Consider the following 26,639-nt stretch of genomic DNA (forward strand, 5'->3'; position numbering starts at 1 on the left):
GGGTTATTTCTTAGTTTATACTTATCATGAACGAAATTATTAATTATTTTTTCTTTTTTTGTTTCATTAAATTCATTTAATATAGAAATATCATTTTTTACATTCGAGTTTACTTTTGCCATAAACTCGTCAAAACCATCTATTTCAACTAAGAATACTTTATCGTTAGCTTGTATTAATTTAGAAAGCTTTTCACTTATTTGATCTCCTTTCCTAACACACCAATATATACCATTTTCAAAAAAATCAGTTTCGCTATCATTAAGCAAACTTTGTATACATTCCATAACTGAATTGTCATTTCCAGCATAACCTAAAACAATTAGACCGAAGTCTTTAGAAAACTCTCTAAATTTCGCTTCAGTGTTTTTTGTTAGTGACTCAGTCTCATTGTTAGTAGACTTAATTCCATCATAAAGGTAATCACCGTGCAATTTTATAATTTTAGGTCGTTCCGTATGAGTAGATAGACTTTTCACCGATGAATCATGTGCACATAATATTGGTCTATCCTGACCAAATTGGTAAAAAGAGTCATTTATTAAGTCATCAAAATTTGTTGTATAAATTGTATCAAAATACTTATTATTTTTATCACATAAAGAAACCAGATAAGCATATCCAATAGAAGGAACCTTACCATCTACCTGTGACTGTATAAACTTCCTTCTCTGGACAGGTAAATGATATATTTTCTCAAAAAAAGATGAATACTCATTATCAGATTTATACCAACTAGTTTGACTCTTAAGGTGATCTTTTAATTTTTGTTCTCTATATTCTTGATCTTCAAATGTAAGTTTAAAGTATTCTTTTTTCCAGTTTTCTACTAAGTCCACTCCTGTACCAATATCTGAAGTTACTGAGCAACCAGCACCAAGGAGTAAACTATAATTAGGAATTCTATCACTAATTTTGTTTTTTATAAAAAATATTAATTCAGATTCACTTTTTATTTTACTTTTTTTAAAAATTTCCATTTTATTTTTCTTTAATTATATTGAAAATTAACTTTGGTATTAAAAAACCAACAACCAATATTCTATCATTAATAGTGATAATCAATGTAATATATCATGCACATTGTAAACACACTTTTAATTATTTCTTGAATTAATATCACTATCAATTCTTGAACGCTCGATAAACTTTATTATTGAATAAATTAGATTATCTCTACTGACTCTTGATTGCTTACCCATTCCAAGGGTTATCGCAAATTGATTTAATGACTCAATACTTGGGAAAAACTCTCTATTACTTAAATGTATAGAAATATCTTCAATTGTCATAGTTTTTATATTATCTTCATTAAGAAGATGAAGTGTAAGTTCTTTTTTTATAGATTTTGTTTTTTTTATTTCTGAAATTATATCTTCATTATATTTTTTTACACTTTTAGCTTCAGTATGTTGTGAAGATACATTTTCATAATTACTCTCACACATAGTAATTATGTCATTTAATGCATAAATAACATCTTTGTCTTTATAAAAAGACATTATTTTTGCGCTTAATTCAAAAATTTGCATTAATTCTTTAGACTTCATAATCAGCCTCGTATTTTAGCAAGTAATTCGTCAACAATATCATAAAGATAATCAGCTTGTTTCTCTGCATTTTGCTTTGACTTAGGTAGAGATTCATAGCTGTAAACAGTCATATTATTATTCGCAGCTACAGAGATACCATCACCATCGGTTATATAATTTTCAAATACTAAATTTTTATGTTGTGAGTTAACACTATTAATTGTATCTTCATGAGTAGATTTTGGGCTACCGCGGTACTCATCAACCATGTTAAAAATTATCCCTAATATTTCAGCATCAGAGTAGTCTATTTTTGCTCCTGAATAAGAAATCATCCGCTTAAAATTATCATTTAATTTTTCCATTTCTGATTTTATCATTGATATACCTACAGTAGATAAAAAATCTGGAATAGCGGGAATTAGATAATGATTACTTGCAAAAAATGAATTCTGAGTCACTAAATTGATATTTGGCGGGCAGTCTAATATAATGTAGTCATAATCATTCTCTACTTGTTTAATTGCATTATATATAATAGAAACTTTATCTAACTCAAATTTAGTTTCCTCTTGATGTGTAGTACCACTCTTTCTTTCCCTTGCTAACCGCATATCAACCAAAACTAAGTCTGAATGTGAAGGGAGAATATCAACATTCAACCACACCTTATTTGGTCTTGAAGTTATCGGTTGGGAGATAATCACATCAGATGTTGATATTTCTTTACCTTCAAAATAACTTTCAAATATATTTTTTAACGTTAAATGCCCCTTCTTGTATACTTTATCAACGTAATTATTAACACCTAAAGCTAAATATGACAAATTACATTGGGGATCTAGATCTATGAGTAAAACTTTCGGCCTTTGCTTTTGCTTAAGCATTAAGCCAACCCCAAGATGTAGACTTAACGTAGACTTACCAACACCACCTTTCCAGTTAATCATACTTATTATTTCTGCAGCCATTCTATTCTTATCTCCAATAAATAGACAAAATCCAAATAAGATTCCTAAAAGGATTAAATAAACAATAACATCGAGCTGTAATATTATTGTGAGCATATAACATTACATAATAAACTAGACACAAAGAAAAGAAATATCACTTTTTTTGTAAAAAAAATCATACACACCTCATGATCTTTAATTTTGAGTAATTAAGCTATTGGGTTTGTTATCAGCACTGAAAATAAACTCAAAAAAAATACATTACTATATATACAATTTTCGATAACTGTATCTACTTGCTTCACAACCCAATAACAGGTAGAAATACGCCCAGCGATTTTCATCTTACATAGGTTGTTTACAGCATGATCGATACACCTGAAAAAGAACGCACTGCGTCTAGTTCACCAGCGTCTTCACCATTAACAACATCGTCCAAAGCCGAGCAATATGCCGAGTTAGTGCATAGCCGTCGTTCGGTACGTAAATATGATGCAGACAGTGCTTTTGATCATGAAGCAGTAACCCGTGCACTTAACCTCGCAACCTTGTCTCCTAACAGTTCAAACATGCAATTGTGGCAATTTCATCGTGTTGTCAGTGATGATAAACGCGAGCAGCTGGCAAAGCTGTGTATGGGGCAAAATGCGGCAAAAACGGCACGCGAGTTAATTGTTATCACTACTACGCCTTATAAGTGGAAACAACGTGCGAAAATGAATGCGGCACAAATTCGTGATGCTTTTAATGGTCGTGAAGATGCAACATCTAAACGCGCTGTTAAATACTATGAAAAGCTGATCCCGTTTTTATATCGTAACGATCGCTTTGGCATTATGGGCGCTATTCGTAAGGTAATTGTGGCATATTTAGGGCGTAAGAAGCCGATGGTACGTGAAGTGAGCAAAGCGGATTTACGTGTGTGTTTACATAAAAGCACATCCCTTGCGGCAATGACCTTTATGACGGCAATGCGCGCGGAAGGTTACGATACCTGCCCAATGGAAGGTTTTGATTCTAAGCGCGTTAAACAACTGCTTGGTTTAAACCCTAAAGCTGAAATCACTATGATTATTGGTTGTGGCACTCGTACTGAAGACGGCATTTATGGCGACCGCCATCGGGTAGACAACAGCGAAGTGATTATTAAGCACTGATCCCCTTACCTAGCAATATGGCGGAACGAATCAGTCTTCCGCCAGTTCTCCCCACCTTTTGCTCTCTCATCACAAGGTAATTTGTTACTTACCACAATAAATACCACCTACCGGCATGGGTATACATATTGGTGATCCCTTATGTGGGGTTAAGCTACAAGCCGACAGAAATAAAAAAGGTATTAGTAGTAATAGTTTCATAGTTAATGCGCGCTTTTTGTAATTGAATGGTGTTTTATCTAAAACTACTTCATTTAAAAAGCACTTGAATATAGCGCATAAACATCTTGTTACAGTTACGCGCTAATTCAATCTGCAAGTCAGCCTAGGTACAGAAAACAAAGTCACAACAGGCGTTTGTTATTTAAACGGCGTGAGATCGATACCTTCTATTTCACACACGGCTTTAATGGTTGGGTTATCACAAAGGTTCGTTAAGTACTTTGCAAGATATGGAAATGTCAGTGGTGATTGTTTTATTGGTAACGACCACTCTGCCAACATAAACAAGAAGTAGTCACAGGCGGTTAGGCTGTCACCAAGCAAATATGTATTGTGTTTAAGTTGGTTATTAATAATAGAGAGTGCATCGGCAATTCTGTCATCTTGCGCGGCCACAACATTCGGGATCGTCGCGGCATCATTGGTATGGCGGTGTGGGTAATACCGTACCATTAATTCAGCTTGTAAGGTGTTATTTAGAAACGCTAACCATTGATAAAACATCGGGCGTAAAGGGCTGCCAATTGCTGGCATTAACCCAGACTGTGGATGGAGTTCGCAAAGATGAATACATATAGCAGAGCTTTCAAAGATCGCTTGCTCCCCTATCACCAATGTTGGTATGCGTCCTGCTGGATTGAGTTTCAGGTAGTCGGCTGACTTCTGAACGTTGGACTTTTTATCCACCAGCAATAGTTGGTAATCCGCTTTTACATGATGAAGTAAAAAATGCGGCGCTAAACTCGCGTTATTGGGGTAATAGTAAAGCTTGAACAATCTTGGCTCCTTGCCTGTAAAACAGATCAATCATTCGTTTTAAAAATCACACATCTATCTTACTAAATAAAGCATGAATTTAATGAAACGATCGATTTATAACCCGTTGTAACCCGTGAGATAAATCGCATTTCTGTGTAGCTGTCATAAACATAGCAACTTGATTGCATCTCATTAAGGGCATTTATCGATGAAAAACAGATTGGATAATGTCTTGTTTACACATTCATTCACACGAAGATCATACCCATGGCCTGTTGAGTGAGTATAAGGTTCGATATTTGAGTTTAGAATGTTGCCAACAAAAGCGATGTTGCGCTTACTCTTCTCTTCATTGATGACGCATCGTGCTGAAAAATTCAGGCATAAAAAACGTGCTGTCACTGGCACGGCACGGCACGGCACGGCACGGCACGGCACGTTTTATCATTCTTACTTCAAACGTTAGCTCAATGTATTTATTTCCAGTTCGGATTTTGTAGCAACGCTTGTTGTAGTAGCCCTTTCATGTTGTCATCAGGATTACCAATAAATTGATAACTCGCGTATTCACTTGGCTTGGTAATAGCACCACTGGTATCTTTAACATGTACTATCATGGAATATGCTTTGTTGTCTTTACCCGTTAGGGTGATCATAAAGTTACCGGCACAATCATGCGGCTTACAATAAGAAACGGCTTTGTAAGTTTCATTGCCATCTACAATATTATCTAGCGGCGCTGTCACTTTATTTTCTGATACCCATTTAGGGATTTTTTGCGTTTCTGGCGCGACAGATTGGGTTTGCTCTACAACGGTTTCAGTTGTGGCGACAGTTTGCGTTTGATCGTTTGGCGATTGCTCTTTAGGTGCTTGGTCATTACAACCTGCAAGTAACAAAACAATGGAGGTGGCTAGTAATAGCTTTTTCATTTTATTCAGTCCTAAATTTGAGTACCGCTCAAATCATTTTACGCCTGCGGCACTAATACTTTTACAAGATAACGCTTATTAGGCTCACACCCTATCCAATATAAGAGCAAAAAGTATCTAAATTTTGGCAAACATTATTAAACAAGCAAAATACTGACGTTACACTTACATATGTGTGTGTTTTTCACTCAATTACTTGAATTAACATACCTTCTTTACCGTAATTAAGTTAAGGTATCAGCAATTAAATAAAAGAAGCGACGATATGCAGGTTATTACAGAACAACTAATTACTTTAAAAAACGCTTGGATGGCAAGCCATATTACTGATGCTGAGTTTCCAACACCGCTAAGTGTAAAGGGATTAGAACTGTATCAACTATCTCAAACTGATTTAACTACGCATTGCATCGATACTTCGTTACCGACACCCGAACCCTCTTTATCTTTCTACCCGGTTGATTGCCACCCTCTTACTATTCGCTATTCTTTAGTTCGTGCCTCTCAATGGGAAAATGAACAAGAAAAAGAAGCGGTTATTGAGTATTTAACTCAAATTATGTTTGAGCCTAATGCAGAAGCGACGCTTTATGTTGGCTTTTTCAAAGGTAAACCGGCCGCTTGTGGCATGATTTATACTCATGCAGAAGATGGTGAGCAATATAGCCTGGTGTCTGACGTGTATGCATTGCCATTACCGAACCAGCAGCAATTAATTACAGATATGGAAGATTACCTTATCCATTCTGCGCAGCAATTCTCGCAAGCTGTCATTATCCAAAAATAAAAATGATTACGAAGCTAATAATCAGCTTCGTAATTTAGCCCTTTCTTCAACAACTAACCTGTTGTTTTTGACGAACCTTCAATCTCTGCCATACTAAATTACAGACTTTAATTCCTTTATTACGTGTTTAAAGTCTGTATCTAGAATACATCGGAGAAGAGTATGAAAGGGATCATTTTTACTGAATTTCTCGATATTGTTGAACGTACTTTCGATCTAGAAGTGTGCCAGTCAATGCTAGATATGGCTGACGACCCAGGTGTTTATACCTCTGTCGGTAGCTATGAGCACCAACGGTTAGTCAAGCTGATTATTTGTTTACATAAGGTTACCGGCGTTTCCGCTGAAAGCCTTCAACAAACCTTCGGTCGCGCTGTTTTCCCTCGCTTACTCACTTTATTACCAAATCATGACTTTACCGATTCCAACACCTTCGATTTTATTCGCAGTGTGGAGTCATACATACATCAAGAAGTCAAAAAGCTTTACCCGGATACAACTCCCCCTCGCTTTGAATTCTCTAATGAAACAGAAACCACCCTGACAATGGATTATTATTCAGCGCGATGCATGGGTTATGTCTGTTTGGGGTTATTAGAAGGATGTGCCGATTATTTTAAGCAACATCTTGCTATCGAACTGGTACCAACAACAAGCAAAAACAGTGTCCGCTTTCATTTGTCATTGAGTGATAATTAATGATCGATCCTGAAAAACATATTGCTTTATTAAAACAAAAACTCCAACGCGAACATGCATCAAGATTAGCCGCTGAAAAGTTATTAGAAGCGAAAAGTCATGAGCTTTATAATGCAAATCAAATGCTTAATGATTCGTACGAAAAATTACAAATGCAGGCGAAGTTTGATTCTGAGCTTTTAACTTATCAGAACAAAATGGAAAACTTGTTACTTCTTTATGCCCGATTATTCTTAAAGCACAGTGCGACGAGGGAAAGTATTCAACAATTGTTAGACAGCCTCGTTGATGGTAATTACATATCAGGTTGTCATATCACCATTTACCCTGCCGATAATATTAATATATCAGGGAGCTACTCCAGCGGCCGTTTACAGCAATGGACACCTCCAGCTGAGCTAGAATCGACCCATTCATTATGGGATAAAGGCGGCCATACTCTTTGGATAAATATTGTTAATAACAGAGGGCAAATAGGTATATTAGCCGTCAGAATCATATGTACCGATGACCGATTGCCAGCGATTCAAAAACATATGGCGCTGTTTGGTGAGTTATTTCGATCCGCTATTGGTAGGCAAATAACGTTTAATCAAGCTATTGATGCTAAAAAACGGGCAGAAGATTCAGAGCGTTCAACCCGTGATTTTCTCGCTATGATCAACCATGAATTACGGACACCACTTAATGGGCTGCTTGGTGCTGCGGAATTACTGCAAGATACACCGCTTAATAACGACCAACAGAAATTGTTAACCACATTGAATCATTCAGGTGAATTGCTACGGGCGATCATTAATGACTTACTCGATTACAGCAAAATAAATGCAGGTATGTTGGAGCTGATTGAAAAACCCTTTGATTGCCATTTATTAGCAGTAAAATTGGAAGATATTTTTACCCATCGTTCCCACGAAAAAAGATTAGATTTTAACATTTATTACTCCCATGACTTACCAAGATTTTTCATTGGTGATGAAGATAGGATTAAGCAAATATTTGTTAATTTGATCTCTAATGCGATTAAATTCACCCCTGCAGGTTTTGTGCACGCTAAGTTCTGGTGGCAAAACAAACAGCTACAATTTACGGTAAAAGACAGCGGTTGTGGTATTGATCACTCAAACCAACACAAGTTATTCAAACCTTTTAGCCAAGTGGATAATACCAGCAAACGAAGCCATGAAGGCACAGGGCTAGGTTTAGTGATCTGCAAACAGCTATGTGAACAAATGGGTGGCTCTATCCGCGTTGAAAGCTCGCTCGGGCGTGGTGCATGTTTTAATGTTTCCTTACCCTTACCCACAAGTGATCATACTCATTTTAATGCCAAAGTGAGACAACCGCATAAAACGCCAATTAAGCATTTAAAAGTGTTAGTGGTTGAAGATTTAAAGACCAATCAAATGATCATTAAGCTGATGCTAAACAAAATCCAAATTGAACCAACCATTGTCGATAACGGACAAAAAGCATTAGATATATTAAATGCGGAATCCTTTGATGTGGTGTTTATGGATTGCAGAATGCCGATTATGGATGGCTACACCGCAACTAGAGAATTACGAAAGCAAGACTATTCCAAACCCATTATTGCCTTAACCGCCGGTACAACGAGCGCTGAACGTGAAGCCTGTATTCAAGCGGGTATGAATGACATTTTATGTAAACCTTATTTGGCTTCCGAGCTTCATGATATTTTAACCATTTGGGGCAGTGTGATTGAATAATCCTCTCTCTATTACGGTTTAAAAAATCACATCGCTAAAAAGTAAAAAAGGCCACTGACGTGACCTTTTCGTATTTTAATCAATGTGCGTTTATCGTCACTAGCTGGCCTTTATCTCAGCCGTTTTCGACACATCTACAGGCGTTTCAGCCTTCGTTTTATCACTCTTCGCCTGCTTCTGCACGGCAGGATCTAGGGTCGGTTTAACTAACACGTAATCCATGATTTTACGAGCAAGTGGTGCGGCGTTACGTCCCCATCCACCGTGTTCTAAAATAACGGATACCAGTACTTTAGGATCATGTAACGGTGCATAGCCAGTAAACAATGCATGGTCACGTAAATGCTCCGCAACTTCATTCGCATCGTAGTTTTGAGTATCAGACATGGTATAAACCTGACTAGTACCAGTTTTACCAGCAGCTTCATACGCTAAGTTTTTAAACTCTTTACGTGCCGTCCCTTTCGTCGTCACTAAGTGCATGCCTTCTTGTGCAATTTTCCAATCTTTTAATGGCACAGGCTCGACTTTTGGAAAGTCTTTAAATTTCACAATATCTTCTTTCTTGCCATCAAGAATCGCATATAGCAAGTGAGGGCGATGAACGACACCAGAATTTGCCACTACCGAGGTTGCTTTGGCTATTTGCATCGGTGTTGCTGTCCAGTAACCCTGACCTATACCAATAGGGATGGTGTCACCTTGGTACCAAGGTTGTTTGGTATGTGCGAGCTTCCATTGGCGAGTCGGCATATTACCGGATGTCTCTTCTTTAATATCAATACCGGTGAGTTCGCCGTAACCAAATTTGTTCATCCATGTCGATAATCGGTCAATGCCCATGTCATAAGCCACTTGGTAGAAGAAAGTATCTACTGATTGTTCAATCGCTTTATATACATCAACGTTACCGTGTCCCCAACGAACATCATCACGGAATTTACGACTTTTGGAATTAGGAATTCGCCACCAACCCGGGTTATTACGTACTGTGTTAGGTGTGATAACCCCTGTCGCTAATGCCGCAACCGCAATTTGTGGTTTAACCGTTGAACCCGGAGGATATACCCCTAATGTGGTTCGGTTTACCAACGGGTGCGCAGGACTATTCAATAATTTGCTGTACTCTTTGGACGTAATACCATGCACAAACAAGTTAGGATCATAACTAGGACTTGATACCATCGCTAGTACGCCGTCGTCCTGTGGGTTTAATACCACAATCGCACCACGACGAGTTTTCGTCACCATTTTACCTGTTTTGGGATCTTTGACTTCTTCCGTTAATAGCTTGTTGGCGAACAACTGCAAATTAAGATCGATCGTCAACTTAATATCTTTACCCGAAATAGGCGGAACATATTCTAAGGTACGAATAATACGACCACGGTTATTCACTTCGACTTTTTCATAACCAGATTGACCATGAAGTAAATCTTCATAGTAGCGTTCAACACCGAGCTTTCCGATCGTACGCGTGGCCTTATAGTTATTATAAATACCCTGTTCTTTTAATGACTTAATATCACGATCGTTGATTTTAGCCACATAGCCTAACGTATGTGTTAATGCTGAGCCATAAGGGTAATAGCGCTCTAAATGTGCATCAACATCAACACCTGGGTAATGAAATTCATTAACGGAAAACTCTGCAACTTGCTTTTCCGTCATCTGATCAATTAATGTCACCGGCATAAACGGACGGGTGTGTTTCTTATCCTTCATAAAAGAGTCTATTTCATCATCCGTTACACCCAGTAAGGTTTTTAAACTGTCGAGTGTTTCAGTGAGGTGTGCGACTTTTTCTGGAATAATTTCTAAAGAATAGACCGGTATATTCTCTGCGAGAATAACGCCATTTCGATCGTAAATACGGCCTCGATTCGGTGCCACTGGGATAATTTTAATGCGGTTATCATTCGAACGAGCAGTATATTCGCTGTAATCTTGCACTTCTAAGTGATACAAATTACCGATTAACACAAACGATAAAATGATAATCCCAATAAACCCTGCCAGCGCTCGACGCTTAAATAGCGACACTTCAGCTTGGTGATCACGAAATTGACTTCTTTCTTTCTTCATAGATGCTTATGAGATCTCAATGGCCATATGTGCCGTCGTTAACAAAGAATTGTACTTATACCCAATCCGTATAATGCGTGATCTCTCGCTAGAATGTAATAACTGGTTGCCTGTTTGACGATAATTTAACCTCAGTTATCGCGATATAATGTGTTTGAGGAGTTTACAAGCCCTCTACGACCATTAAAATGACCACCTTCTCTCTCTATAGGTTTTACCATGACCCTTTCTCGCTCCGCTGACAGCGTGGTTGTTCTCGATTTCGAAACGACTGGTTTATCTCCCAATCAAGGCGATCGCGCTATCGAAATTGGTGCTGTTAAATTAGTTAATGGCGAAGTTGTTGATCAATTCCAACAGCTCATGAATCCTGGTTTTCGTGTCAGTAGCTTTATTGAAGGTTACACGGGGATCAGCAATAACATGTTACGCACTGCACCACCGTGTAATGAGGTAATGGATGCCTTTGCTGATTTCATTGGTGATGCCAACCTTGTGGCGCATAATGCCTCTTTTGATCAGCGTTTTTTAGACGCAGAGCTGGCGGATATTGGCCGGCACTATACAGGTGCATTTGCCTGTTCAATGCTGATTGCACGACGTTTATATCAAGATGCACCGAATCATAAATTAGGCACGTTAGTGGATTACAAACACATTGAGCACAATGGTGTATTTCACCGCGCGTTAGCCGATTCTGAAATGACAGCTCGTTTATGGTTAGTCATGCTTGAAGATATTAAGCGACAATATCATCTTCACTCTGTCTCTTTTGAATTAATGATAAAACTAGCAAAAACACCAAAAGCCAAAATCGATACCTTATTTCACCGTTACGCTTAACAATAAGTCGTATATTCAACGTAACAAGTATGCTAAAACAGCTATACAGTTTTTAATAACTTCACTGAGAGTTCGATTTTGCAACAGTCAGATGCTGAACATTTCCCCCAAGTGCCTATCGCTCAGTCGGAGATCAAAATCGCAAGTTTTAATTTGTTGAATTATCTTGCTCCCCCTAATGCTTATTATGATTTTGAAAATATTTATAGCTATGAACAATGGCATAAAAAACAGCATTGGCTAACTTCGATTTTAGATGCCCAACAACCGGATATTATTGGTTTTCAAGAAGTGTTTAGCGCAGAGGATTTGCAAGTATTATTGCGCGATATTGGCTATCCCTATTTTGCAGTCGTTGATGAACCTAAGGTAGAAGGCGATTTTATTTATCGTAGCCCCGTTGTCGCCATTGCTTCTAAATTTCCCATCACTGAAGTTATCGCTGTTGAAGCCGATAAAGAAGCGGCACAATTACTAGGCTGGACTGAGTTTTCATTTAGTCGCAAGCCACTGCGGGCGACGGTTGATATGCCTCATATTGGCGCAACAGACTGCTATGTCACTCATTTAAAATCCAAGCGTTCTCTATTTGATGATCCACTACCTGAGACAATTGCGAAATCAGGCAGTGCGCTTTCTTCTTTTCTTGGTCAACGTTTAGGGAATTGGGGTTCATCCATGCTACGGGGCACTGAAGCGGCATTACTGCAACTTGCAATGGTGAAGCGACGTGAGCAAACCAGTCATCCGATGGTGCTGTGTGGCGATTATAACGATGTTATTTCGAGTAGTTGTTTAGAAGAGTTAACGGCAAGTCGTGTTTATGGGATGTCAGAAAGTGACACTGAGCGCTTAATTAACTTCTATTGCCTTTACGATGGTTGGCAGCTTTATACTCAAGTCAATCCACAAGATGAAGAAGCAACTCGCCCTTCTACCCATTACTTTAATGGCAAAGGATCGGTATTAGACTACATTCTGTTATCACAGGAGTTCAATGCGAGTTATTTAGGCTCATTATTTGAAGTTAGCCATTATCACACTGAAGATAAGCATTTGGTCAATTCAAGCTTTGATATTGACGGCTACAGTACTGATCACGCTATCCCTATTGTGACCTTATCACTGCGCTCCTAGTAAAAAGCTAACTTTCGGTTCGCTGATAACGGCTTATAACCACGGTTTGCTAAAATAAGCAGATAAAAAAACGACTGATATACCGTTTTTGTAAAAGGTATTTATCAGTCGTTTTTATTTAACGTGTTAAACGTTATTACGCTGTCGCTTTTGGTGCACGACTACGCTGTGGAGAGCGACGACGACCATCTGATTTCGGCTTTTCATCGTTGAAACGACGACGAGGCTTATCACCATTTGATTGTGGTTTCGCATCTGTGTTACGTGGCTTACGTGCAGGTCTTGCACCTTGCTCTGAACGCTTCTCGTTGTTTGTAGCATCAGTAGACTGACCCTGTGGACGACGAGAGGCAGGTTTACGCTTTGCGCCACCGTTATTATTGTTTGCGCTACGCTTTTCACCTGTCGCTGCACCTTCACGCGCCACAAACGTTTTCTGCTTTTTAGGCTTCTTCGGTTTAATCGGGCGTGTATCTAGCTTAGATTGTGGCAATGCGTTAGTCGGTTTAAAACCTTCAATAATTTCACGTTCAAACACTTGCTGTGTTAAACGCTCAATTGCAGCAAGATCTTTTGCTTCTTCTGCCGACACTAATGAAATCGCTTCACCAACGCAACCTGCACGACCAGTACGACCAATACGGTGTACATAGTCTTCTGCTACGTGCGGTAAATCAAAGTTAACAACTTGTGGTAGTTGTTCAATATCTAAGCCACGGGCTGCAATATCTGTCGCAACGAGTACACGAATATCACCAGACTTAAAGTTAGCAAGTGCCTTAGTACGCGCACCTTGGCTCTTATTACCATGGATTGCGGCTGCAGAAATTCCACGACTTTCTAAATGGGTAGCAAGCTTATTAGCACCGTGCTTGGTTTTAGTGAAAACAAGCACTTGTTTCCAATTACGCTCATTAAGTAGCTTAGTTAATAAGTTAGGTTTTTTCTTTTGATCAACAGGGCAAATCCACTGCTTCACAGTACGTGCTGTTTGGTTACGTGGGTTAACATCAATCTCTACTGGATTATTCACTAAGCCTTTTGCAAGCTCGCGAATTTCATCAGAAAAGGTTGCTGAAAATAGTAAATTTTGACGCTCTTTGGGTAGTAACGCTAAAATTTTACGGATATCACGGATAAAGCCCATATCTAACATACGGTCAGCTTCATCAAGAACCAAAATTTCAACATCACGGAATTTCACAGCATTCTGGCTATGAAGATCCATTAAACGCCCTGGTGTTGCCACCAATACGTCAGCACCTTTACGCATACGCAGCATTTGTGGGTTTACTTTAACGCCACCAAAAACAACGGCAGAGCTTAAACGTAAGTTTTTACCATAAGTCGCAACACTCTCCCCTACTTGAGCGGCTAGCTCACGTGTTGGGGTTAATACAAGTGCGCGTACGTGATTTGAACGAGCAGGTCGACCATTCGCTAAACGTTCTAGCAAAGGTAAGGTAAAGCCTGCTGTTTTGCCTGTACCAGTTTGGGCCGCCGCCATTACATCTTTACCCGAAAGGATAGCTGGGATCGCTTGCTCTTGGATCGGTGATGGTTTTTCGTAGCCTTGCTTTGCAACAGCTTCAAGAATTGGGGCAGATAGGCCTAAAGAGGCAAAACTCATAGCATCTCTCTTTTATATAAAACGCCAATTTGGCGATAGTAGTGGCTAATTTAAGCCAGCTATTGAACAAACGTGCTGTTCAATGAGAATAAAACAGGGAAGGTAATGCTTACCTTCCCTGTTGAAAATTTACTGATAAATACGTAGTTATGAAACCGTTGTTTCTGTACTCATAGTTTCAGTTTCTGATGGTGAAATGGTTTCTTCGGCAGACACTTGTTGTGCTGCTTCAGCGTCTAACTTGGCACGTTCCGCTTTAGAGATGTAGCGAGGCTTATTACTTTTATGTAACTTAGCATTCGCCTTTTTCATTCTCTTTTTAAGCGTTTCGTTAATTTTCTTTTTTCTATTCATAATCGCGCCAGCTGATATTTTCATCATTTTTAAACAAGGCGCTGATTGTAATGGTTCAGCGCTGAATAACAAGCTTTATCCATCAACAGGCCTCGAAAACCATCTCAATATCGGACAAATGGTTTCAAAATCTTAGCTATGCTAATCGTTAAAAGGCATATAAAAGGTTTTATAACAATGAAAAAGCCACAAACAGTCACGCTATTTTTGTTTGATAATTTTCAACTGCTTGATGCTTTTGGACCGTTACAAATGTTCGGCTTGTTACCGGACCTTTATCACGCTCAAACAATCTCTGTTGATGGAAAAACAATCTTAAGCCAACAACATATATCGATTACACCGCAACTCAGTTTTAATGATTCGTTCGGCTCTGATATTTTGCTCATTCCCGGTGGCAGTGGGATTAAATCGGTAATTAACAATCCCACGGTGTTGTTTTGGTTGAAACGCATTGCGCCTAAACAAAAATTAATCTGCTCTGTTTGCACAGGCTCAGCATTATTAGCAAATGCGGGATTACTCAACTATTGCCAAGCAACAACAAATAAAAAGCAGTTTCATTGGGTTAAAAAGCTTGGACATCATGTAGATTGGCAATCGTCAGCCCGATGGGTGCGAGACAGCAATATCTTTACTGCCTCAGGCTGTTCGTCAGGTTTAGACATGGCATTAGCGGTTATTGCCTACCAATTTGGTGACAATGTTGCACGAAAAGTCGCTGTTGAAGCAGAATATTTGTGGCAAAACGATCCTGACGATGATCCTTTTGCTCCGCTACATATTGTTAAATAGTTTCCTATTCCCACATAACATAACTTTTTTCATTTACTGCTGATTCTAATAAGGTAATCAACGGCATAGCACGTACTGATAAAGAAATTTCTGGCTCAAATTCAGCGTCATCTAAATCGGCATCAAGCGGGTTTGGCTCTATTGCGGGATCAGCAGTAATGCCACTCTGCTTATTCTCTTGTTTAGCTTTATTAATACCATCTTTTAGGTTTGTTAGCGCTTGTGCGATATCTTCTTCTCGAATAGCACCAGGGACTGTTTCGCAAAACCCCATCATATGAATCAATTGCTGTGCGATATCACCAAACATTGTAATATCGTTACTTCCTTTACTATGAAATGTAATTAACATAACTCACCTATCCTTTTTTATTCATATAGCTATTAGACCATTATATTCTGTTAGGGTTTCTGATCGTAATGGCAATTTAATTTTCCACGGTCTTTTTTGCCAAGAAAGTAACCAATAAAGCCACCAGCGATAGCACCAAATAAATGGCTTTCAAAGCTCACCAAATAATTAAATGGGAAGACACCCCAAATCATCGAGCTAAAATAAACCAGCACTAAAAATGTAATAATTAATGACATGATACTTCTTAAGACTAAACCATAGATAAGCAAGTAGCCCCAAATGCCATAAATGATCCCACTTAATCCGACATGGTAACTGATACGTCCAAACAACCAGACACTGATACTGCCAAATAACCAGCACAACAAAATGACATTAATTAACCGAGCAACACCATTAATCCCCACCCCAAGAGCCAATAGTGTGAAAGAAGTAAGATTAAAAATTAAATGAGACCAACTGCCGTGGATAAAAGGATAAAACGCAATGTTGCTAAGATGGCTAACGTGACGAGGTAATAAACCGTAGCTATTTAATACGCCATTAAAACTATGATTGATAATAAAAGCAACAAACGAAATCCCCCAAAAGAATAGAATGACAAAAAAGACATCTCGCCACTTCTTTTTAAAGTCAGACATAAAAATACACCACGGATTATAAAACATTCATGTAACGTAACATTATCCCTACTATTATAGCTAACTATCTTATGTCTGATTGATAGTCTAAAAACAATACATCTCCCCATACAGACACTTAAAGCATCAAATGGATAATAAACAGATTATTTTTAACAACGATAAAGCCCGCAACACGTAGTTACGGGCAAACAGTGAATACCGCTTTATACGATGACGTTAATTTACTGCATGTACGCTCAATTCTGCATTAGTAAAACCTAATGAATTAAGTTCATCAGCATCAAAATTCGATGCGACCTCTACATTACCAGCACGTTGAGTCGTAACATTATCTTTTAATGATAGAGAATTTTTGTCTATAGGCTGCGCTTTACCAATATCCATAGTGCCAGCATATTGAGACTCGGCAGAAAAATCACCAGAGACAAAAGAATGGAAAGGACGCAAACTCATACCAAGGGCAGATTGAATATTACCCAGTCCGATTTCATTTATCGCCCAGCTCAAATCCCACCACTGTACTTCATTTGGAATATATCGATGTTCCCATTGATAAGGAATATTCGCGGGCTTATCACTGCCACGTCCCACGGTAAACGTATAACTTCTATATGGTCTTTTTTCTGGATGTGTATGCCACGCATTACCTCCCCAGCGTAGAAATCCATTGAAATTGACGTCGTAACTTATATCTGCATTAAACTGGTAAGGGTAAGCAATAGATGAGAGATATAAATCGACACGGACCGGTATAATTGAGTGAGGTGGCACCGTTGGTTGTGCTTCTAACGAAACTTGCTCACTGGTTGATTCGCCTTTAGATTGTGAAAAGTTTTTATTTGCCTCAATGCTAATATTTAGCCTTGTCGTTCCGACGAGTGGCCAATTGAAAGCATCTTCAGTTGTTACTCTTGCAGAAAACCCGTAATTATCAGTTTTTGACCACGTTGTTGATTCATCCAACTTTAAGCTAACGGAAATTTTCTGATCTTGATCACTGTCGTTTCTCGCTAACGCGGTAATGGTTTTTACTAGTTTTTTGTCCGACTCAGTGACATCGCCATGCCAGAAACTGTCATCATCTAAACGATAGGCAAAATTATTTACTGTGATTTTAGTCTTTTCATCACACCGATAACCGGTACACGTTCCAATATCATTTCCTTGGATAACCCAGTCATCACCGATATGTTGAATGTTCATATCTTCGCCAGCGTATTGAGCATGATTGCCACCAACCCATGCATAACCCAGATAATCAGCAAGTTGGCTTAAAGGCCGAATAAAATTATCTTGGTCATGTAATAGTGCATATTGAACATCGATTTCATCACCTTCTGGTAGCTCAAGTGCAGTGTAGTTAGGAATTTCTGTGTGGTTTTCATCAGGATAACAAAAAGTGTTGGGAGGGCTAGTTCCTGCGGGTTGTTGTTTTATCAAACCTTTGTAACCCGGTCCCATAACGACCCATAGACCTTTTAGCGAGACGATTTGCCAGTCATCCATAAAAGGAAGAAGAGATTTTACATGCTCCCCAGCTTCATAATGGTCAAGAGGATGGTAGCCTGCTCGGCAAATATTTGAACCTAAGTGATCCAGTACAATTTGATCAGGGTACACCTTCTGTGCATATACACGACTTGTTAAGGTTGGAAGGACAGTAGCTAACAATATACTTATGTAGATACTTCGCATGAACAATCCTCATATATATTAATTTGATGATGCACTCAAAGTAGAGCTATGCCAGTTTTCCATATTAATAAATTTAGTAACAATGAAATTACTTGAAATTTTATGACTATAATTTTCAACATGTTATAAGTGACTTGTAATTTGATAAATCAGTCTTTTTTAAAAAACTTTATCGTAATAAACTGAATTTTGATTAAGATAATTTTTTAACGTTTAATTCCAAAATTTTGTAATTAGGATAATCGTTTAATAAACTTACCCTTGGTTTATTTATCAACGCATTCATTTCAAGATCTGTATTAATGCTATGACCTTTATTGATTGTTACAAGTAGTGTGGAAATTAAAATGACAAATAAAAGAAAAGAGCAAACTAAAGGCCGATATCTCTTTCCATGATTGCTTTGCCGTGTATAGTCAGTTGAGAAATCCTTATTTTTTTCGCTTTTCTCTATCAATATTTCAGCATTAAGCACTACATCAAATAACACGCCTTCAATTAAACGGTATCCAACTTTAGGTACTGTCACTATGGGTGATTCCTTAATACCTAACTTTATCAGTGAAAGTCTAATTTTGCTGATACTTTTCGCTAATGATGTCTCTCCAATACATTCACTGCCCCAGGCAAATTGAATAATATCTTTCTTTGGGACAACATTTGGAGAGTGTTTAAGCAAGAGATAAAGAATCTGTGAATCTCGATATCCTATTTTTAATATTTTTTTACGATTAGAAAGCGTATTTTTTATAGGGTTATATAATACCATGTTACTCCCCCGTAACTTAATCAATAAAGAGAAGATAGATGTATATTTTATAATTGATAATTAGCATATATAAATAGAGCTGAGTGTGATCCAGCTTAAACTTTATCTATCTCATTAATTTAAAGAAAGCAAAGGCATTACTAGAAATTCAGCATTTATATATTTGTAAGGGAAGATTTATAATTAGATATAATTGTTAATAAAGATGAACAGTAATGGGCAGTTAACAAGAATTAATGCCACTTCATAATATATAGCCTGTAGATAAAATAGAGCTTATAGAAGCTATCTATTATTTAATCTAAAACAACAAACATAGTGTTCTTCCCTTTATTTCTCATCGAGCCATCTCTTTAATTAGCTGTAGAGTCTACAGCTAATTTTTAATGCTTTCCTAATATCTGAAAATACACCATAGATGCATTCAACGTTATAAAGCACATCATTCAGAGATTAATAACCAAAAGCAGTCGCTACCTGTAACCAATTCTGTTGTGTTCGCTGATCGTGTTCTACTGAAGGTAAAAACTCAAGAACATGGATTATTGATGCGTTTCCGCCTGAACGACAATCCATACTATGCTGGTTTAATTCTGTATGAAACAACGGCATATTATTTTGTGTGTCCACACACCAATTGCCTACAAGTTTACCGCTGTGCTGTAAACAGTAGCTTGTTACTAGGTGTTGAAATTGTCGTTGATGATTATCGTTAGAATCACAAACGATATTTTCATAATTCGCATAGCCCAATACTGGATGATAAACCGTAATTCCCTGTTGCTGTGTTTGTGATGATTCGTAACTATCAACCGTTTCAATAAAACTTGTTGTTGACTCTAATGGTTTTGAAACGATTTCAGCTTGTATCATCAGTGGACCAAATAAAAACACACCGTACAGAACGCTTAATATCAAACTCTTCATACACACCGACCTATCGCTTATTGGTATACATAGTTTCAATCAATAACTACCCTATCACTTTATATTGTTATAGCAGATATATTTATAAACGTTTAAATTTAAAGATATTTTCCATTTTTAGATAGCGAAAACATTGTCAATAAATCTGTACATCACAAAAGCCGCTATAATTACAACATCCCTTTCAGTCATATTTATTGCCAATAAGACAACTAGGTCGTATCAATTATGATACAGTGCTCATATTGATATCACATATATTTGTTTGGAGTCGATATATGGAAGATAAAACACTCATTGCAGATACTCATGGCATTCTTGAAGCCTTCATCGAAAATGGATTACATCGTACATACCCTATTTATTGTCAATTCCCTCATTGTGAAAGCTTGATAGAAAAGCACCAATACGATGAAAGCTATGATATTGAATTTAATGATGGTTATCGCCATTACAATGAGAAATGATTTTAATTCTGGCTTTTATAAATCTAGATTGGGTATAAAAAAGATATAAAAAAACCGATGTGTAGAAACATCGGTTTTTATTAATATACAAGTTGTTACGCTTGGCGGCGCTTTTGTACATCTGACGCTAATTGACGAAGTACTTTTTCAGTATCTTCCCAACCAATACAGGCATCTGTAATACTTTGACCGTAAGTCGGTTCAACACCATCAACAATATCCTGACGACCTTCAACAAGGTGACTTTCAATCATCACACCAAAGATAGATTTGTTACCACTCGCAATTTGCTCACCAACATCTTGTGATACTAGCGGCTGACGATCAAATTTTTTCAAGCTATTTGCATGACTAAAATCGATCATCACTTTAGAACGGTGACCAGCACCTTCAAGTTGATCTGTCACTGCTTTAACGTGCTCAGCACTATAATTTGGCTCTTTACCACCACGAAGGATAATATGGCAATCTTCATTGCCTGCCGTTGATACAATCGCAGAGTGACCGTATTTAGTCACAGATAAAAAGTGGTGAGGCGCACTTGCCGAACCTATCGCATCTGTTGCAATTTTGATATTGCCATCTGTGCCGTTTTTAAAACCTACTGGGCATGACAAACCTGACGCAAGTTCACGGTGAACCTGAGATTCTGTTGTACGCGCACCAATTGCTCCCCAACTGATCAAATCTCCCATGTACTGAGGTGTGATCATGTCAAGGAATTCGCCTGCTGTTGGGAGGCCTAATTCAGCTAAATCAAGAAGTAGTTTACGACCAATGCGTAAGCCATCATTTAATTGGAAGCTGTTATCCATGTAAGGGTCATTAATCAACCCTTTCCAACCTACAGTTGTACGCGGCTTTTCAAAATAAACGCGCATAACAATTTCTAAATCAGCGTTAAGCTCATCACGTAGTGTTTTTAGCTTTTTACCGTACTCTATTGCTGCATCAGTATCATGTATAGAACAAGGTCCAACAATCACAAGAAGACGGTCATCTTCGTCATTTAAGATATTATGAATGGCATTTCGAGCTTGATATACTGTTTCTGAAGCTGTTTCTGAAGCTGAAAATTTTTCCAGTATTGCAACTGGTGGTAATAGTTCTTTGATCTCGCTAATGCGGACATCATCTGTTTTATGCATGCTTATACTTCCCGTATCGCTACACTACGTCTATGTCGGTCAATCGATGTAGTGTACTTATCTCCAAATAGTCATTTCTTAACTTATCGCCTTAACCCCTTTTGTGCAATGGGTTATGGCTGTAAAGTCGACATTTTTTAACCATTTCACTTCATTAATCGTAATAATACGTATTATGTGCCATAACAAAATAATTACACCCACCCTAATTACCTCACAAAGCAAATACTTTTATGATATAGATCGCTATTAAGTTGATAAATAAATGGGTAATAATCACTCACATAGACATAGATTATTTATTTAAATGATGACTTCTAAAAATTAAAAGTTCATTGTTATATAGTATTGAAATGATTAATTATTTTTAATAGGTACAAGCTATTACATCAATACATTGGTATTTATCATGTATTATGAAAAGCTACTAATTTATGAGTCGAGGTACGTCTTGTTGGCTAAAGACGAAATAATAGCATTCCAGCATGTGAACAAATGGTATGGCGATTTCCATGCATTAAAAGACATCAACCTAACCATTCATAAAGGTGAACGGTTGGTCATTTGTGGCCCTTCCGGTTCAGGAAAATCTACGCTTATCCGCTGTATTAATGGGCTTGAGCAATATGATTCAGGCGAAATTAGAGTAAGAAATCACTTATTAGATCCTAACAACCTAAAAGCCGTTCGTGGCAAAGTTGGTATGGTCTTTCAGCACTTTAATCTTTTTCCTCATATGACGGTATTAGATAATTTAACCCTTGCTCCCCGACGCACATTGGGTATGTCAAAAACAGATGCTGAAGCGTTAGCGAATCAATATCTAGAACGTGTGCATATCGGGCATCAGGCGAATAAATACCCAGGGCAATTATCAGGAGGGCAACAACAGCGTGTAGCGATTGCTCGTTCTCTTTGTATGAAGCCTGATATTCTTTTGTTTGATGAACCCACTTCCGCGCTAGATCCTGAAATGATCCATGAAGTACTTGATGTCATGAAAGAATTAGCAGATGAAGGCATTACAATGGTATGCGTAACCCATGAGATGGGATTTGCTCGCAAAGTAGCAGATCGGGTTGTATTTATGGATGAAGGTGAAATTGTTGAAATTGCACCGCCCGCAATTTTATTCGATCAGCCACAAAGCCTACGTACTCAGGCGTTTCTTAAAAAAATTCTAAGTTACTGAGGTAAATATGATAGCGAAACCTCAGTCACCTTCAACAATAGTAAGAATACTGAAACCAGTACTCAGTGGTTTACTGCAAATTTCCGTCATTACTTTCGCCATTATATGGTTACTCAATAGTGGTGCTGATGCAATGAACTACAACTGGCAATGGTACCGTATTCCTCAATATTTGTTTTTTAAAGAAGACGGAGAATGGTTTTCTGCAGAGCTTATTGATGGCCTACTTGTCACCCTCAAAATTTCAGCCATTAGCCTGATTTTTACAATCATATTTGGCTTGGTAACCGCACTGTTACGCGTATCTCATTCTATTATCGGTCGTGGTCTTGCACGGGGGTATATTGAACTCATTCGTAACACACCGCTACTCGTACAAATTTATCTACTGTACTTTGTTTTTGGTCCGGTATTAGGGTTAGAACGTTTTACAACAGCAGTGCTGGCATTATCTTTATTTCAAGGAGCATACACTGCAGAAATCTTCCGCTCTGGCTTAATCAATATACCTAAAGGTCAATTTGAAGCAGCTGAAAGCCTTGGGTTAAGTAAAATAGATAGTTATCGCTATATTATTTTGCCGCAAATGTTACGTCGAGTTTTACCACCATTAACCAATGAGGCCGTTTCTTTGGTTAAAAACTCTTCTATAGTCAGTATCATGGCTATATTTGATCTAACAACACAAGGACGGGATATTGTTGCTGATACCGCCATGCCATTTGAAGTTTGGTTTACTATTGCGGCAATGTATTTATGTATAACGTTAGTTTTATCTGCTTTTGCAACACTGCTAGAGTACAAACTTGCAACACCTAATCATTGATGATTTTTAACGATATGGAGAAAAATATAATGAAGCGTTTTTTGGCGGTTTTATTTACCGCACTCACTCTTTTTTTCACCACAAGCCATGCTTTTGCTGCTGATAAAAGTACCCTTGAACAAATTAAAGAACGAGGCACATTACGCGTAGGTTTATCAACATTTGTACCTTGGGCAATGCGTGATAAACAAGGTGAACTCATTGGCTTTGAAGTCGATGTCGCTAAACGTGTCGCTAAAGATGCGGGTGTAAAAGTAGAGTTTATACCTACAGCATGGGACGGTATTATCCCAGCCCTGCTAGCAGGTAAATTTGATGTTATCATTGGCGGAATGTCGATAACACCACAACGAAATCTGAGTGTTCTTTTTACAACACCCTACTCTCATTCAGGTGTTCAACTTGCCGCCAATAAAGAGTTAGCTGGCGATAAGCTCTCCATTGCTGATTACAATAAACGTAGCGTAACGCTAGCTGTGCGTCGCGGTGCTGTAACAGTACAAACGGCGAAGAAATATTTCCCGAAAGCGAAATTACGTCAATTCGATGATGAAGCACAAGCATTCCAAGAAGTTTTAAATGGCAATGCGCAAGCTGTATTAGCATCAACACCAAAACCAGAGCAAATGGCTCTGCAATACAAAGATAAGCTATTTCTACCATTTAAAGAGCGTCTAAGCCAAGGTTCTGAAGGTTTTGCTATCCGCCAAGGTGATTTCAACTTGTTAAACTTCTTTGATAACTGGATTTTACTTCGAACTCAAGATGGTTGGTTACAAGAGCGTTATAACTATTGGTTCACCACAGTTGATTGGCAGAACCAGGTAAAAGAAGGTCAATAAATTAATGTCTTCTTGCTCAACTGCAAAGAAAACACTCTCGCAGCCAGAAAAAATTCTGGCTGCTAAGTTTTCATTAAAAAAACTTAAACCACTTGATTACATTCTCTTAGTGATAATGAGCTGTTTCATCGGGTGGTTATATTATCGTTCATCTGTTGGCATTAATTACCACTGGCAATGGCATAAAGCCTTTGATTTGGTTTTTACCCCTGGCCAAAACGGAGAGCTTCCTTATTTCTTTCAAGGTATTATCAGTACTATTCGATTAAGTTTGTGGGGTATGCTGTTTGCTGCGGTATTCGGGCTGCTTTTAGCTTTAGGGCGTCGTTCTTCTTTTATCTTTTTCCGTCTGCCAGCTAATGCTTATATTCAATTAGTCAGAAATATCCCGCCACTGGTTTTTGTTTTCATTTTCTATTTCTTTATATCTAGCCAATTAGTTCCATTGCTAGGACTCGATAATCTATTTCGTAATTACCATGGTAACGAGAATCTTCTGCAAGATATCCTCTTTGGTAATAGTCAGTTATGGGAAAACCTTTTTTCTGGCATTCTATGCGTTGGTTTAATAGCTGCTGCTTATATCGCTGAAGTCATTCGCTCTGGGCTTGATGCAATAGATAAAGGACAATGGGAAGCAACCAGCTCTCTTGGGCTTTCTCGTCTTGATGGTTTCCGCTTTGTTATTTTCCCGCAAGCAATCGCAGGCATAGTACCAGCACTGGCTGGTCAATTTATCTCAATAGTGAAAGATTCATCAATTATTTCATTGATCTCTATACAGGAGATAACCTTCGTCGGCAGTGAAATGGCGAACTCATCGGGGTTAATCTTTGAAATTTGGTTACTTGTTGGCGCTGTCTACTTAATTTTATGCCTATCTTTATCTCTTTTATTCACCCAATTAGAGAAACGTAGCTTACGTCATCTTCAGCGTTAGATATGACAAATAAGCCCTGAATACATCTTGAATGAATATATCATTGTATTCAGGCTTATTTGACTCACAACTTCATCTATTAAGATCAATGTATTATCAGCATTTACTTGTATATGCTCTTGTTTGTTTAATGCCAATTTTTGTCGCTATTTCGGATAACGAATAATTAAAAAATAATGATAAATACAATCTTCTAACTATAGAGTTCTTACGAAAAATAAGCATACCTTTAAGCTGTCGTGCTGTTTAGTATTCATTTGTCGTTTTATATCAACAGTAAAACCTCGTTAGTAATTATTGTTACTAAGTAGTAATAATGATTTGTATAAATATCACTTGGTGAAACGTATTCTTTGACACTAAAATGCGCATCTCTTTTTTAATGATAGATAATCGTAATGTTTAAACTATTAACTTCTATGCCACCTTTTTTAGCTTTATCTATTGCCATTGTGTTTGAAGTGATCGCAACATCTTTCATTCCTAAAGCCGAGCAATTTACTAAACTCGTTCCAAGTGCGGTTGTACTTGTCGGTTACGCTGTCGCTTTTTTTCTCTTATCTGTCACCGTTAAAACCATGCCTGTTGGTATTGTTTATGCGATTTGGAGTGGCGCTGGTATTGTCCTCGTTGCAACGATTAGCTTTTTTATTTATGGGCAGCGCTTAGATTTACCCGCAATTGTAGGTATTGGTTTTATTATTGTTGGTGTTTTAATTGTTAACCTATTGTCGAAAACCGTCGGCCATTAATAAATCACTTCAATAAAAAAGGCAGTAATCATTGCGTATGATTACTGCCTTTTTACTTATCCACTTTATCGAATCATACAGTGTATGTTCGTAGCCTCGCCATATGGTATACATTGGCATACTCGCCATTACGAAACGCAAAGTTTTTCGCCTCGCCTTCAATTTCAAAACCATGTTTTTGATAAAGCTTCATTGCAGCAATGTTGTCTGTATACACTTCTAACTCGATACGTTGAACATTGAGCCATTTATCTGCCAACATCAATGCCGACTGTAACAATTGCCCACCAACACCTCTACCTTGAAATGTCTCTTTCACCCCCATACCAAAGCTCGCAACGTGCCTGCGCCTTGGGTTATCACAAACCGACAGTCCAATTTCAGTTCTCTTGAATCAAATTTCTTATCATTAGTTATAAAATCATAATAGATTCATTGCTTTAACTAAAATTTTACTGACAACTTTT

27 protein-coding genes and 1 pseudogene are annotated in these 26,639 nt (G+C 37.9%); 13 read left to right on the plus strand and 15 right to left on the minus strand.

Going from position 1 to position 26,639, the window contains the following annotated elements; translation table 11 throughout:
* The 3 genes from C9J46_RS18630 to C9J46_RS18640 form a co-directional block, all read right to left on the minus strand.
* Positions 1 to 980: SIR2 family protein (locus tag C9J46_RS18630; protein ID WP_199190654.1), on the minus strand; the 980-nt coding region annotated here is incomplete at its 3' end.
* 117 nt (positions 981 to 1,097) lie between these two features.
* Positions 1,098 to 1,550 (minus strand): hypothetical protein, encoded by a 453-nt coding sequence (locus C9J46_RS18635; RefSeq protein ID WP_107291351.1) that lies wholly within the window; start codon positions 1,548 to 1,550, stop codon positions 1,098 to 1,100.
* Between the two features lie 2 nt (positions 1,551 to 1,552).
* Positions 1,553 to 2,503: a ParA family protein gene (locus C9J46_RS18640; RefSeq protein WP_107291370.1), complete on the minus strand. Its 951-nt coding sequence runs from the start codon at positions 2,501 to 2,503 to the stop codon at positions 1,553 to 1,555.
* A gap of 347 nt (positions 2,504 to 2,850) precedes the next feature.
* On the opposite strand from C9J46_RS18640, the gene C9J46_RS18645 reads away from it, so the two are divergent.
* On the plus strand, positions 2,851 to 3,642 hold the full coding sequence (locus C9J46_RS18645; RefSeq protein ID WP_107291352.1) for a nitroreductase family protein: 792 nt from the start codon (positions 2,851 to 2,853) through the stop codon (positions 3,640 to 3,642).
* A gap of 360 nt (positions 3,643 to 4,002) precedes the next feature.
* On the opposite strand, the gene C9J46_RS18650 is transcribed toward C9J46_RS18645, so the two are convergent.
* Together C9J46_RS18650 and C9J46_RS18655 are read right to left on the minus strand one after the other, a co-directional pair.
* On the minus strand, positions 4,003 to 4,641 hold the full coding sequence (locus tag C9J46_RS18650; RefSeq protein ID WP_107247275.1) for a glutathione S-transferase family protein: 639 nt from the start codon (positions 4,639 to 4,641) through the stop codon (positions 4,003 to 4,005).
* 458 nt (positions 4,642 to 5,099) lie between these two features.
* Entirely contained in the window at positions 5,100 to 5,555 is a 456-nt protein-coding gene (locus tag C9J46_RS18655; protein ID WP_107291353.1) for an Ivy family c-type lysozyme inhibitor, read from the minus strand.
* A gap of 265 nt (positions 5,556 to 5,820) precedes the next feature.
* On the opposite strand from C9J46_RS18655, the gene C9J46_RS18660 reads away from it, so the two are divergent.
* From C9J46_RS18660 to C9J46_RS18670, 3 genes are all read left to right on the plus strand, one after another.
* Positions 5,821 to 6,342: a hypothetical protein gene (locus tag C9J46_RS18660; RefSeq protein ID WP_107206887.1), complete on the plus strand. Its 522-nt coding sequence runs from the start codon at positions 5,821 to 5,823 to the stop codon at positions 6,340 to 6,342.
* 162 nt (positions 6,343 to 6,504) lie between these two features.
* Positions 6,505 to 7,041, plus strand: a complete 537-nt coding sequence (locus C9J46_RS18665; protein WP_107247274.1) for a heme NO-binding domain-containing protein — start codon at positions 6,505 to 6,507, stop codon at positions 7,039 to 7,041.
* Positions 7,041 to 8,771, plus strand: coding sequence for an ATP-binding protein (locus C9J46_RS18670; protein ID WP_107206885.1), 1,731 nt, complete (start codon positions 7,041 to 7,043; stop codon positions 8,769 to 8,771). The genes C9J46_RS18665 and C9J46_RS18670 overlap by 1 nt, the downstream gene beginning before the upstream one ends.
* A 99-nt stretch (positions 8,772 to 8,870) precedes the next feature.
* Here C9J46_RS18670 and mrdA read toward each other — a convergent pair whose 3' ends face one another.
* Positions 8,871 to 10,856 (minus strand): penicillin-binding protein 2, encoded by a 1,986-nt coding sequence (mrdA, locus tag C9J46_RS18675; protein ID WP_107206884.1) that lies wholly within the window; start codon positions 10,854 to 10,856, stop codon positions 8,871 to 8,873.
* Positions 10,857 to 11,075: 219 nt separating this feature from the next.
* Between mrdA and C9J46_RS18680 the strand changes: the two genes are divergently transcribed.
* The gene (locus C9J46_RS18680) at positions 11,076 to 11,699 is read left to right on the plus strand and encodes a PolC-type DNA polymerase III (protein WP_107247273.1); all 624 of its coding nucleotides are present in this window, start codon (positions 11,076 to 11,078) and stop codon (positions 11,697 to 11,699) included.
* Between the two features lie 78 nt (positions 11,700 to 11,777).
* Positions 11,778 to 12,836 carry an endonuclease/exonuclease/phosphatase family protein gene (locus C9J46_RS18685; RefSeq protein WP_107291354.1) on the plus strand — a complete coding sequence of 353 codons (1,059 nt, stop codon included), beginning with the start codon at positions 11,778 to 11,780 and terminating at the stop codon, positions 12,834 to 12,836.
* 136 nt (positions 12,837 to 12,972) lie between these two features.
* Here the strand turns inward: C9J46_RS18685 and C9J46_RS18690 are convergent, their stop codons facing one another.
* A complete protein-coding gene (locus C9J46_RS18690; RefSeq protein ID WP_107291355.1) occupies positions 12,973 to 14,466 on the minus strand; it encodes a DEAD/DEAH box helicase in 1,494 nt (497 codons plus the stop codon).
* Between the two features lie 147 nt (positions 14,467 to 14,613).
* Complete coding sequence (locus C9J46_RS18695) at positions 14,614 to 14,820, minus strand: DUF2986 domain-containing protein (RefSeq protein WP_039871979.1); 207 nt, start codon at positions 14,818 to 14,820, stop codon at positions 14,614 to 14,616.
* 177 nt (positions 14,821 to 14,997) lie between these two features.
* On the opposite strand from C9J46_RS18695, the gene C9J46_RS18700 reads away from it, so the two are divergent.
* Positions 14,998 to 15,615, plus strand: coding sequence for a DJ-1/PfpI family protein (locus C9J46_RS18700; RefSeq protein WP_107287826.1), 618 nt, complete (start codon positions 14,998 to 15,000; stop codon positions 15,613 to 15,615).
* A 4-nt stretch (positions 15,616 to 15,619) separates the two neighbouring features.
* Here the strand turns inward: C9J46_RS18700 and C9J46_RS18705 are convergent, their stop codons facing one another.
* The 5 genes and pseudogenes from C9J46_RS18705 to C9J46_RS18725 all read right to left on the minus strand — a co-directional run bounded on the left by C9J46_RS18705 (position 15,620) and on the right by C9J46_RS18725 (position 20,005).
* Positions 15,620 to 15,967 carry a DUF1840 domain-containing protein gene (locus C9J46_RS18705; RefSeq protein WP_107206879.1) on the minus strand — a complete coding sequence of 116 codons (348 nt, stop codon included), beginning with the start codon at positions 15,965 to 15,967 and terminating at the stop codon, positions 15,620 to 15,622.
* A 50-nt stretch (positions 15,968 to 16,017) separates the two neighbouring features.
* Positions 16,018 to 16,611, minus strand: coding sequence for a rhomboid family intramembrane serine protease (locus C9J46_RS18710; protein ID WP_107206878.1), 594 nt, complete (start codon positions 16,609 to 16,611; stop codon positions 16,018 to 16,020).
* A gap of 219 nt (positions 16,612 to 16,830) precedes the next feature.
* Positions 16,831 to 18,309 carry an aerolysin family beta-barrel pore-forming toxin gene (locus C9J46_RS18715; RefSeq protein ID WP_107291356.1) on the minus strand — a complete coding sequence of 493 codons (1,479 nt, stop codon included), beginning with the start codon at positions 18,307 to 18,309 and terminating at the stop codon, positions 16,831 to 16,833.
* A 490-nt stretch (positions 18,310 to 18,799) separates the two neighbouring features.
* Positions 18,800 to 19,078, minus strand: a pseudogene (locus C9J46_RS21965) (transcriptional regulator); the annotation flags it as partial.
* Positions 19,079 to 19,531: 453 nt separating this feature from the next.
* Positions 19,532 to 20,005 (minus strand): hypothetical protein, encoded by a 474-nt coding sequence (locus C9J46_RS18725; RefSeq protein WP_107206875.1) that lies wholly within the window; start codon positions 20,003 to 20,005, stop codon positions 19,532 to 19,534.
* Positions 20,006 to 20,283: 278 nt separating this feature from the next.
* Between C9J46_RS18725 and C9J46_RS18730 the strand changes: the two genes are divergently transcribed.
* Entirely contained in the window at positions 20,284 to 20,472 is a 189-nt protein-coding gene (locus tag C9J46_RS18730) for a hypothetical protein (RefSeq protein WP_045082326.1), read from the plus strand.
* Positions 20,473 to 20,567: 95 nt separating this feature from the next.
* On the opposite strand, the gene aroG is transcribed toward C9J46_RS18730, so the two are convergent.
* A complete protein-coding gene (gene aroG, locus C9J46_RS18735; RefSeq protein ID WP_107206874.1) occupies positions 20,568 to 21,620 on the minus strand; it encodes a 3-deoxy-7-phosphoheptulonate synthase AroG in 1,053 nt (350 codons plus the stop codon).
* 451 nt (positions 21,621 to 22,071) lie between these two features.
* On the opposite strand from aroG, the gene C9J46_RS18740 reads away from it, so the two are divergent.
* The 5 genes from C9J46_RS18740 to C9J46_RS18760 all read left to right on the plus strand — a co-directional run bounded on the left by C9J46_RS18740 (position 22,072) and on the right by C9J46_RS18760 (position 26,172).
* Positions 22,072 to 22,812: an amino acid ABC transporter ATP-binding protein gene (locus C9J46_RS18740; protein ID WP_369917496.1), complete on the plus strand. Its 741-nt coding sequence runs from the start codon at positions 22,072 to 22,074 to the stop codon at positions 22,810 to 22,812.
* 7 nt (positions 22,813 to 22,819) lie between these two features.
* Positions 22,820 to 23,638 (plus strand): amino acid ABC transporter permease, encoded by an 819-nt coding sequence (locus tag C9J46_RS18745; RefSeq protein ID WP_107206872.1) that lies wholly within the window; start codon positions 22,820 to 22,822, stop codon positions 23,636 to 23,638.
* Positions 23,639 to 23,667: 29 nt separating this feature from the next.
* Positions 23,668 to 24,480, plus strand: coding sequence for a transporter substrate-binding domain-containing protein (locus tag C9J46_RS18750; RefSeq protein WP_107206871.1), 813 nt, complete (start codon positions 23,668 to 23,670; stop codon positions 24,478 to 24,480).
* Positions 24,481 to 24,484: 4 nt separating this feature from the next.
* Entirely contained in the window at positions 24,485 to 25,420 is a 936-nt protein-coding gene (locus C9J46_RS18755; RefSeq protein ID WP_107206870.1) for an amino acid ABC transporter permease, read from the plus strand.
* Positions 25,421 to 25,839: 419 nt separating this feature from the next.
* A complete protein-coding gene (locus C9J46_RS18760; protein ID WP_199187113.1) occupies positions 25,840 to 26,172 on the plus strand; it encodes an SMR family transporter in 333 nt (110 codons plus the stop codon).
* 73 nt (positions 26,173 to 26,245) lie between these two features.
* On the opposite strand, the gene C9J46_RS18765 is transcribed toward C9J46_RS18760, so the two are convergent.
* Positions 26,246 to 26,551, minus strand: a complete 306-nt coding sequence (locus C9J46_RS18765; protein WP_199190656.1) for a GNAT family N-acetyltransferase — start codon at positions 26,549 to 26,551, stop codon at positions 26,246 to 26,248.
* Positions 26,552 to 26,639: the final 88 nt, after the last annotated feature.

It is taken from the genome of Photobacterium sp. GB-36 (assembly GCF_003026135.1).
Lineage (GTDB): Bacteria > Pseudomonadota > Gammaproteobacteria > Enterobacterales > Vibrionaceae > Photobacterium.

Bases quoted from the DNA above. Each gene is read 5' to 3' on its own strand.
- C9J46_RS18700 (WP_107287826.1), top strand. From the start codon at position 14,998: ATGAAAAAGCCACAAACAGTCACGCTATTTTTGTTTGATAATTTTCAA.
- C9J46_RS18760 (WP_199187113.1), top strand. From the start codon at position 25,840: ATGCCACCTTTTTTAGCTTTATCTATTGCCATTGTGTTTGAAGTGATC.
- C9J46_RS18665 (WP_107247274.1), top strand. From the start codon at position 6,505: ATGAAAGGGATCATTTTTACTGAATTTCTCGATATTGTTGAACGTACT.
- C9J46_RS18710 (WP_107206878.1), bottom strand. From the start codon at position 16,611: ATGTCTGACTTTAAAAAGAAGTGGCGAGATGTCTTTTTTGTCATTCTA.
- C9J46_RS18715 (WP_107291356.1), bottom strand. From the start codon at position 18,309: ATGCGAAGTATCTACATAAGTATATTGTTAGCTACTGTCCTTCCAACC.
- C9J46_RS18725 (WP_107206875.1), bottom strand. From the start codon at position 20,005: ATGAAGAGTTTGATATTAAGCGTTCTGTACGGTGTGTTTTTATTTGGT.
- C9J46_RS18680 (WP_107247273.1), top strand. From the start codon at position 11,076: ATGACCCTTTCTCGCTCCGCTGACAGCGTGGTTGTTCTCGATTTCGAA.
- aroG (WP_107206874.1), bottom strand. From the start codon at position 21,620: ATGCATAAAACAGATGATGTCCGCATTAGCGAGATCAAAGAACTATTA.
- C9J46_RS18645 (WP_107291352.1), top strand. From the start codon at position 2,851: ATGATCGATACACCTGAAAAAGAACGCACTGCGTCTAGTTCACCAGCG.
- C9J46_RS18635 (WP_107291351.1), bottom strand. From the start codon at position 1,550: ATGAAGTCTAAAGAATTAATGCAAATTTTTGAATTAAGCGCAAAAATA.
- C9J46_RS18690 (WP_107291355.1), bottom strand. From the start codon at position 14,466: ATGAGTTTTGCCTCTTTAGGCCTATCTGCCCCAATTCTTGAAGCTGTT.
- C9J46_RS18730 (WP_045082326.1), top strand. From the start codon at position 20,284: ATGGAAGATAAAACACTCATTGCAGATACTCATGGCATTCTTGAAGCC.
- C9J46_RS18695 (WP_039871979.1), bottom strand. From the start codon at position 14,820: ATGAATAGAAAAAAGAAAATTAACGAAACGCTTAAAAAGAGAATGAAA.
- C9J46_RS18745 (WP_107206872.1), top strand. From the start codon at position 22,820: ATGATAGCGAAACCTCAGTCACCTTCAACAATAGTAAGAATACTGAAA.
- C9J46_RS18750 (WP_107206871.1), top strand. From the start codon at position 23,668: ATGAAGCGTTTTTTGGCGGTTTTATTTACCGCACTCACTCTTTTTTTC.
- C9J46_RS18640 (WP_107291370.1), bottom strand. From the start codon at position 2,503: ATGGCTGCAGAAATAATAAGTATGATTAACTGGAAAGGTGGTGTTGGT.
- C9J46_RS18670 (WP_107206885.1), top strand. From the start codon at position 7,041: ATGATCGATCCTGAAAAACATATTGCTTTATTAAAACAAAAACTCCAA.
- C9J46_RS18755 (WP_107206870.1), top strand. From the start codon at position 24,485: ATGTCTTCTTGCTCAACTGCAAAGAAAACACTCTCGCAGCCAGAAAAA.
- C9J46_RS18660 (WP_107206887.1), top strand. From the start codon at position 5,821: ATGCAGGTTATTACAGAACAACTAATTACTTTAAAAAACGCTTGGATG.
- C9J46_RS18655 (WP_107291353.1), bottom strand. From the start codon at position 5,555: ATGAAAAAGCTATTACTAGCCACCTCCATTGTTTTGTTACTTGCAGGT.
- C9J46_RS18705 (WP_107206879.1), bottom strand. From the start codon at position 15,967: ATGTTAATTACATTTCATAGTAAAGGAAGTAACGATATTACAATGTTT.
- mrdA (WP_107206884.1), bottom strand. From the start codon at position 10,856: ATGAAGAAAGAAAGAAGTCAATTTCGTGATCACCAAGCTGAAGTGTCG.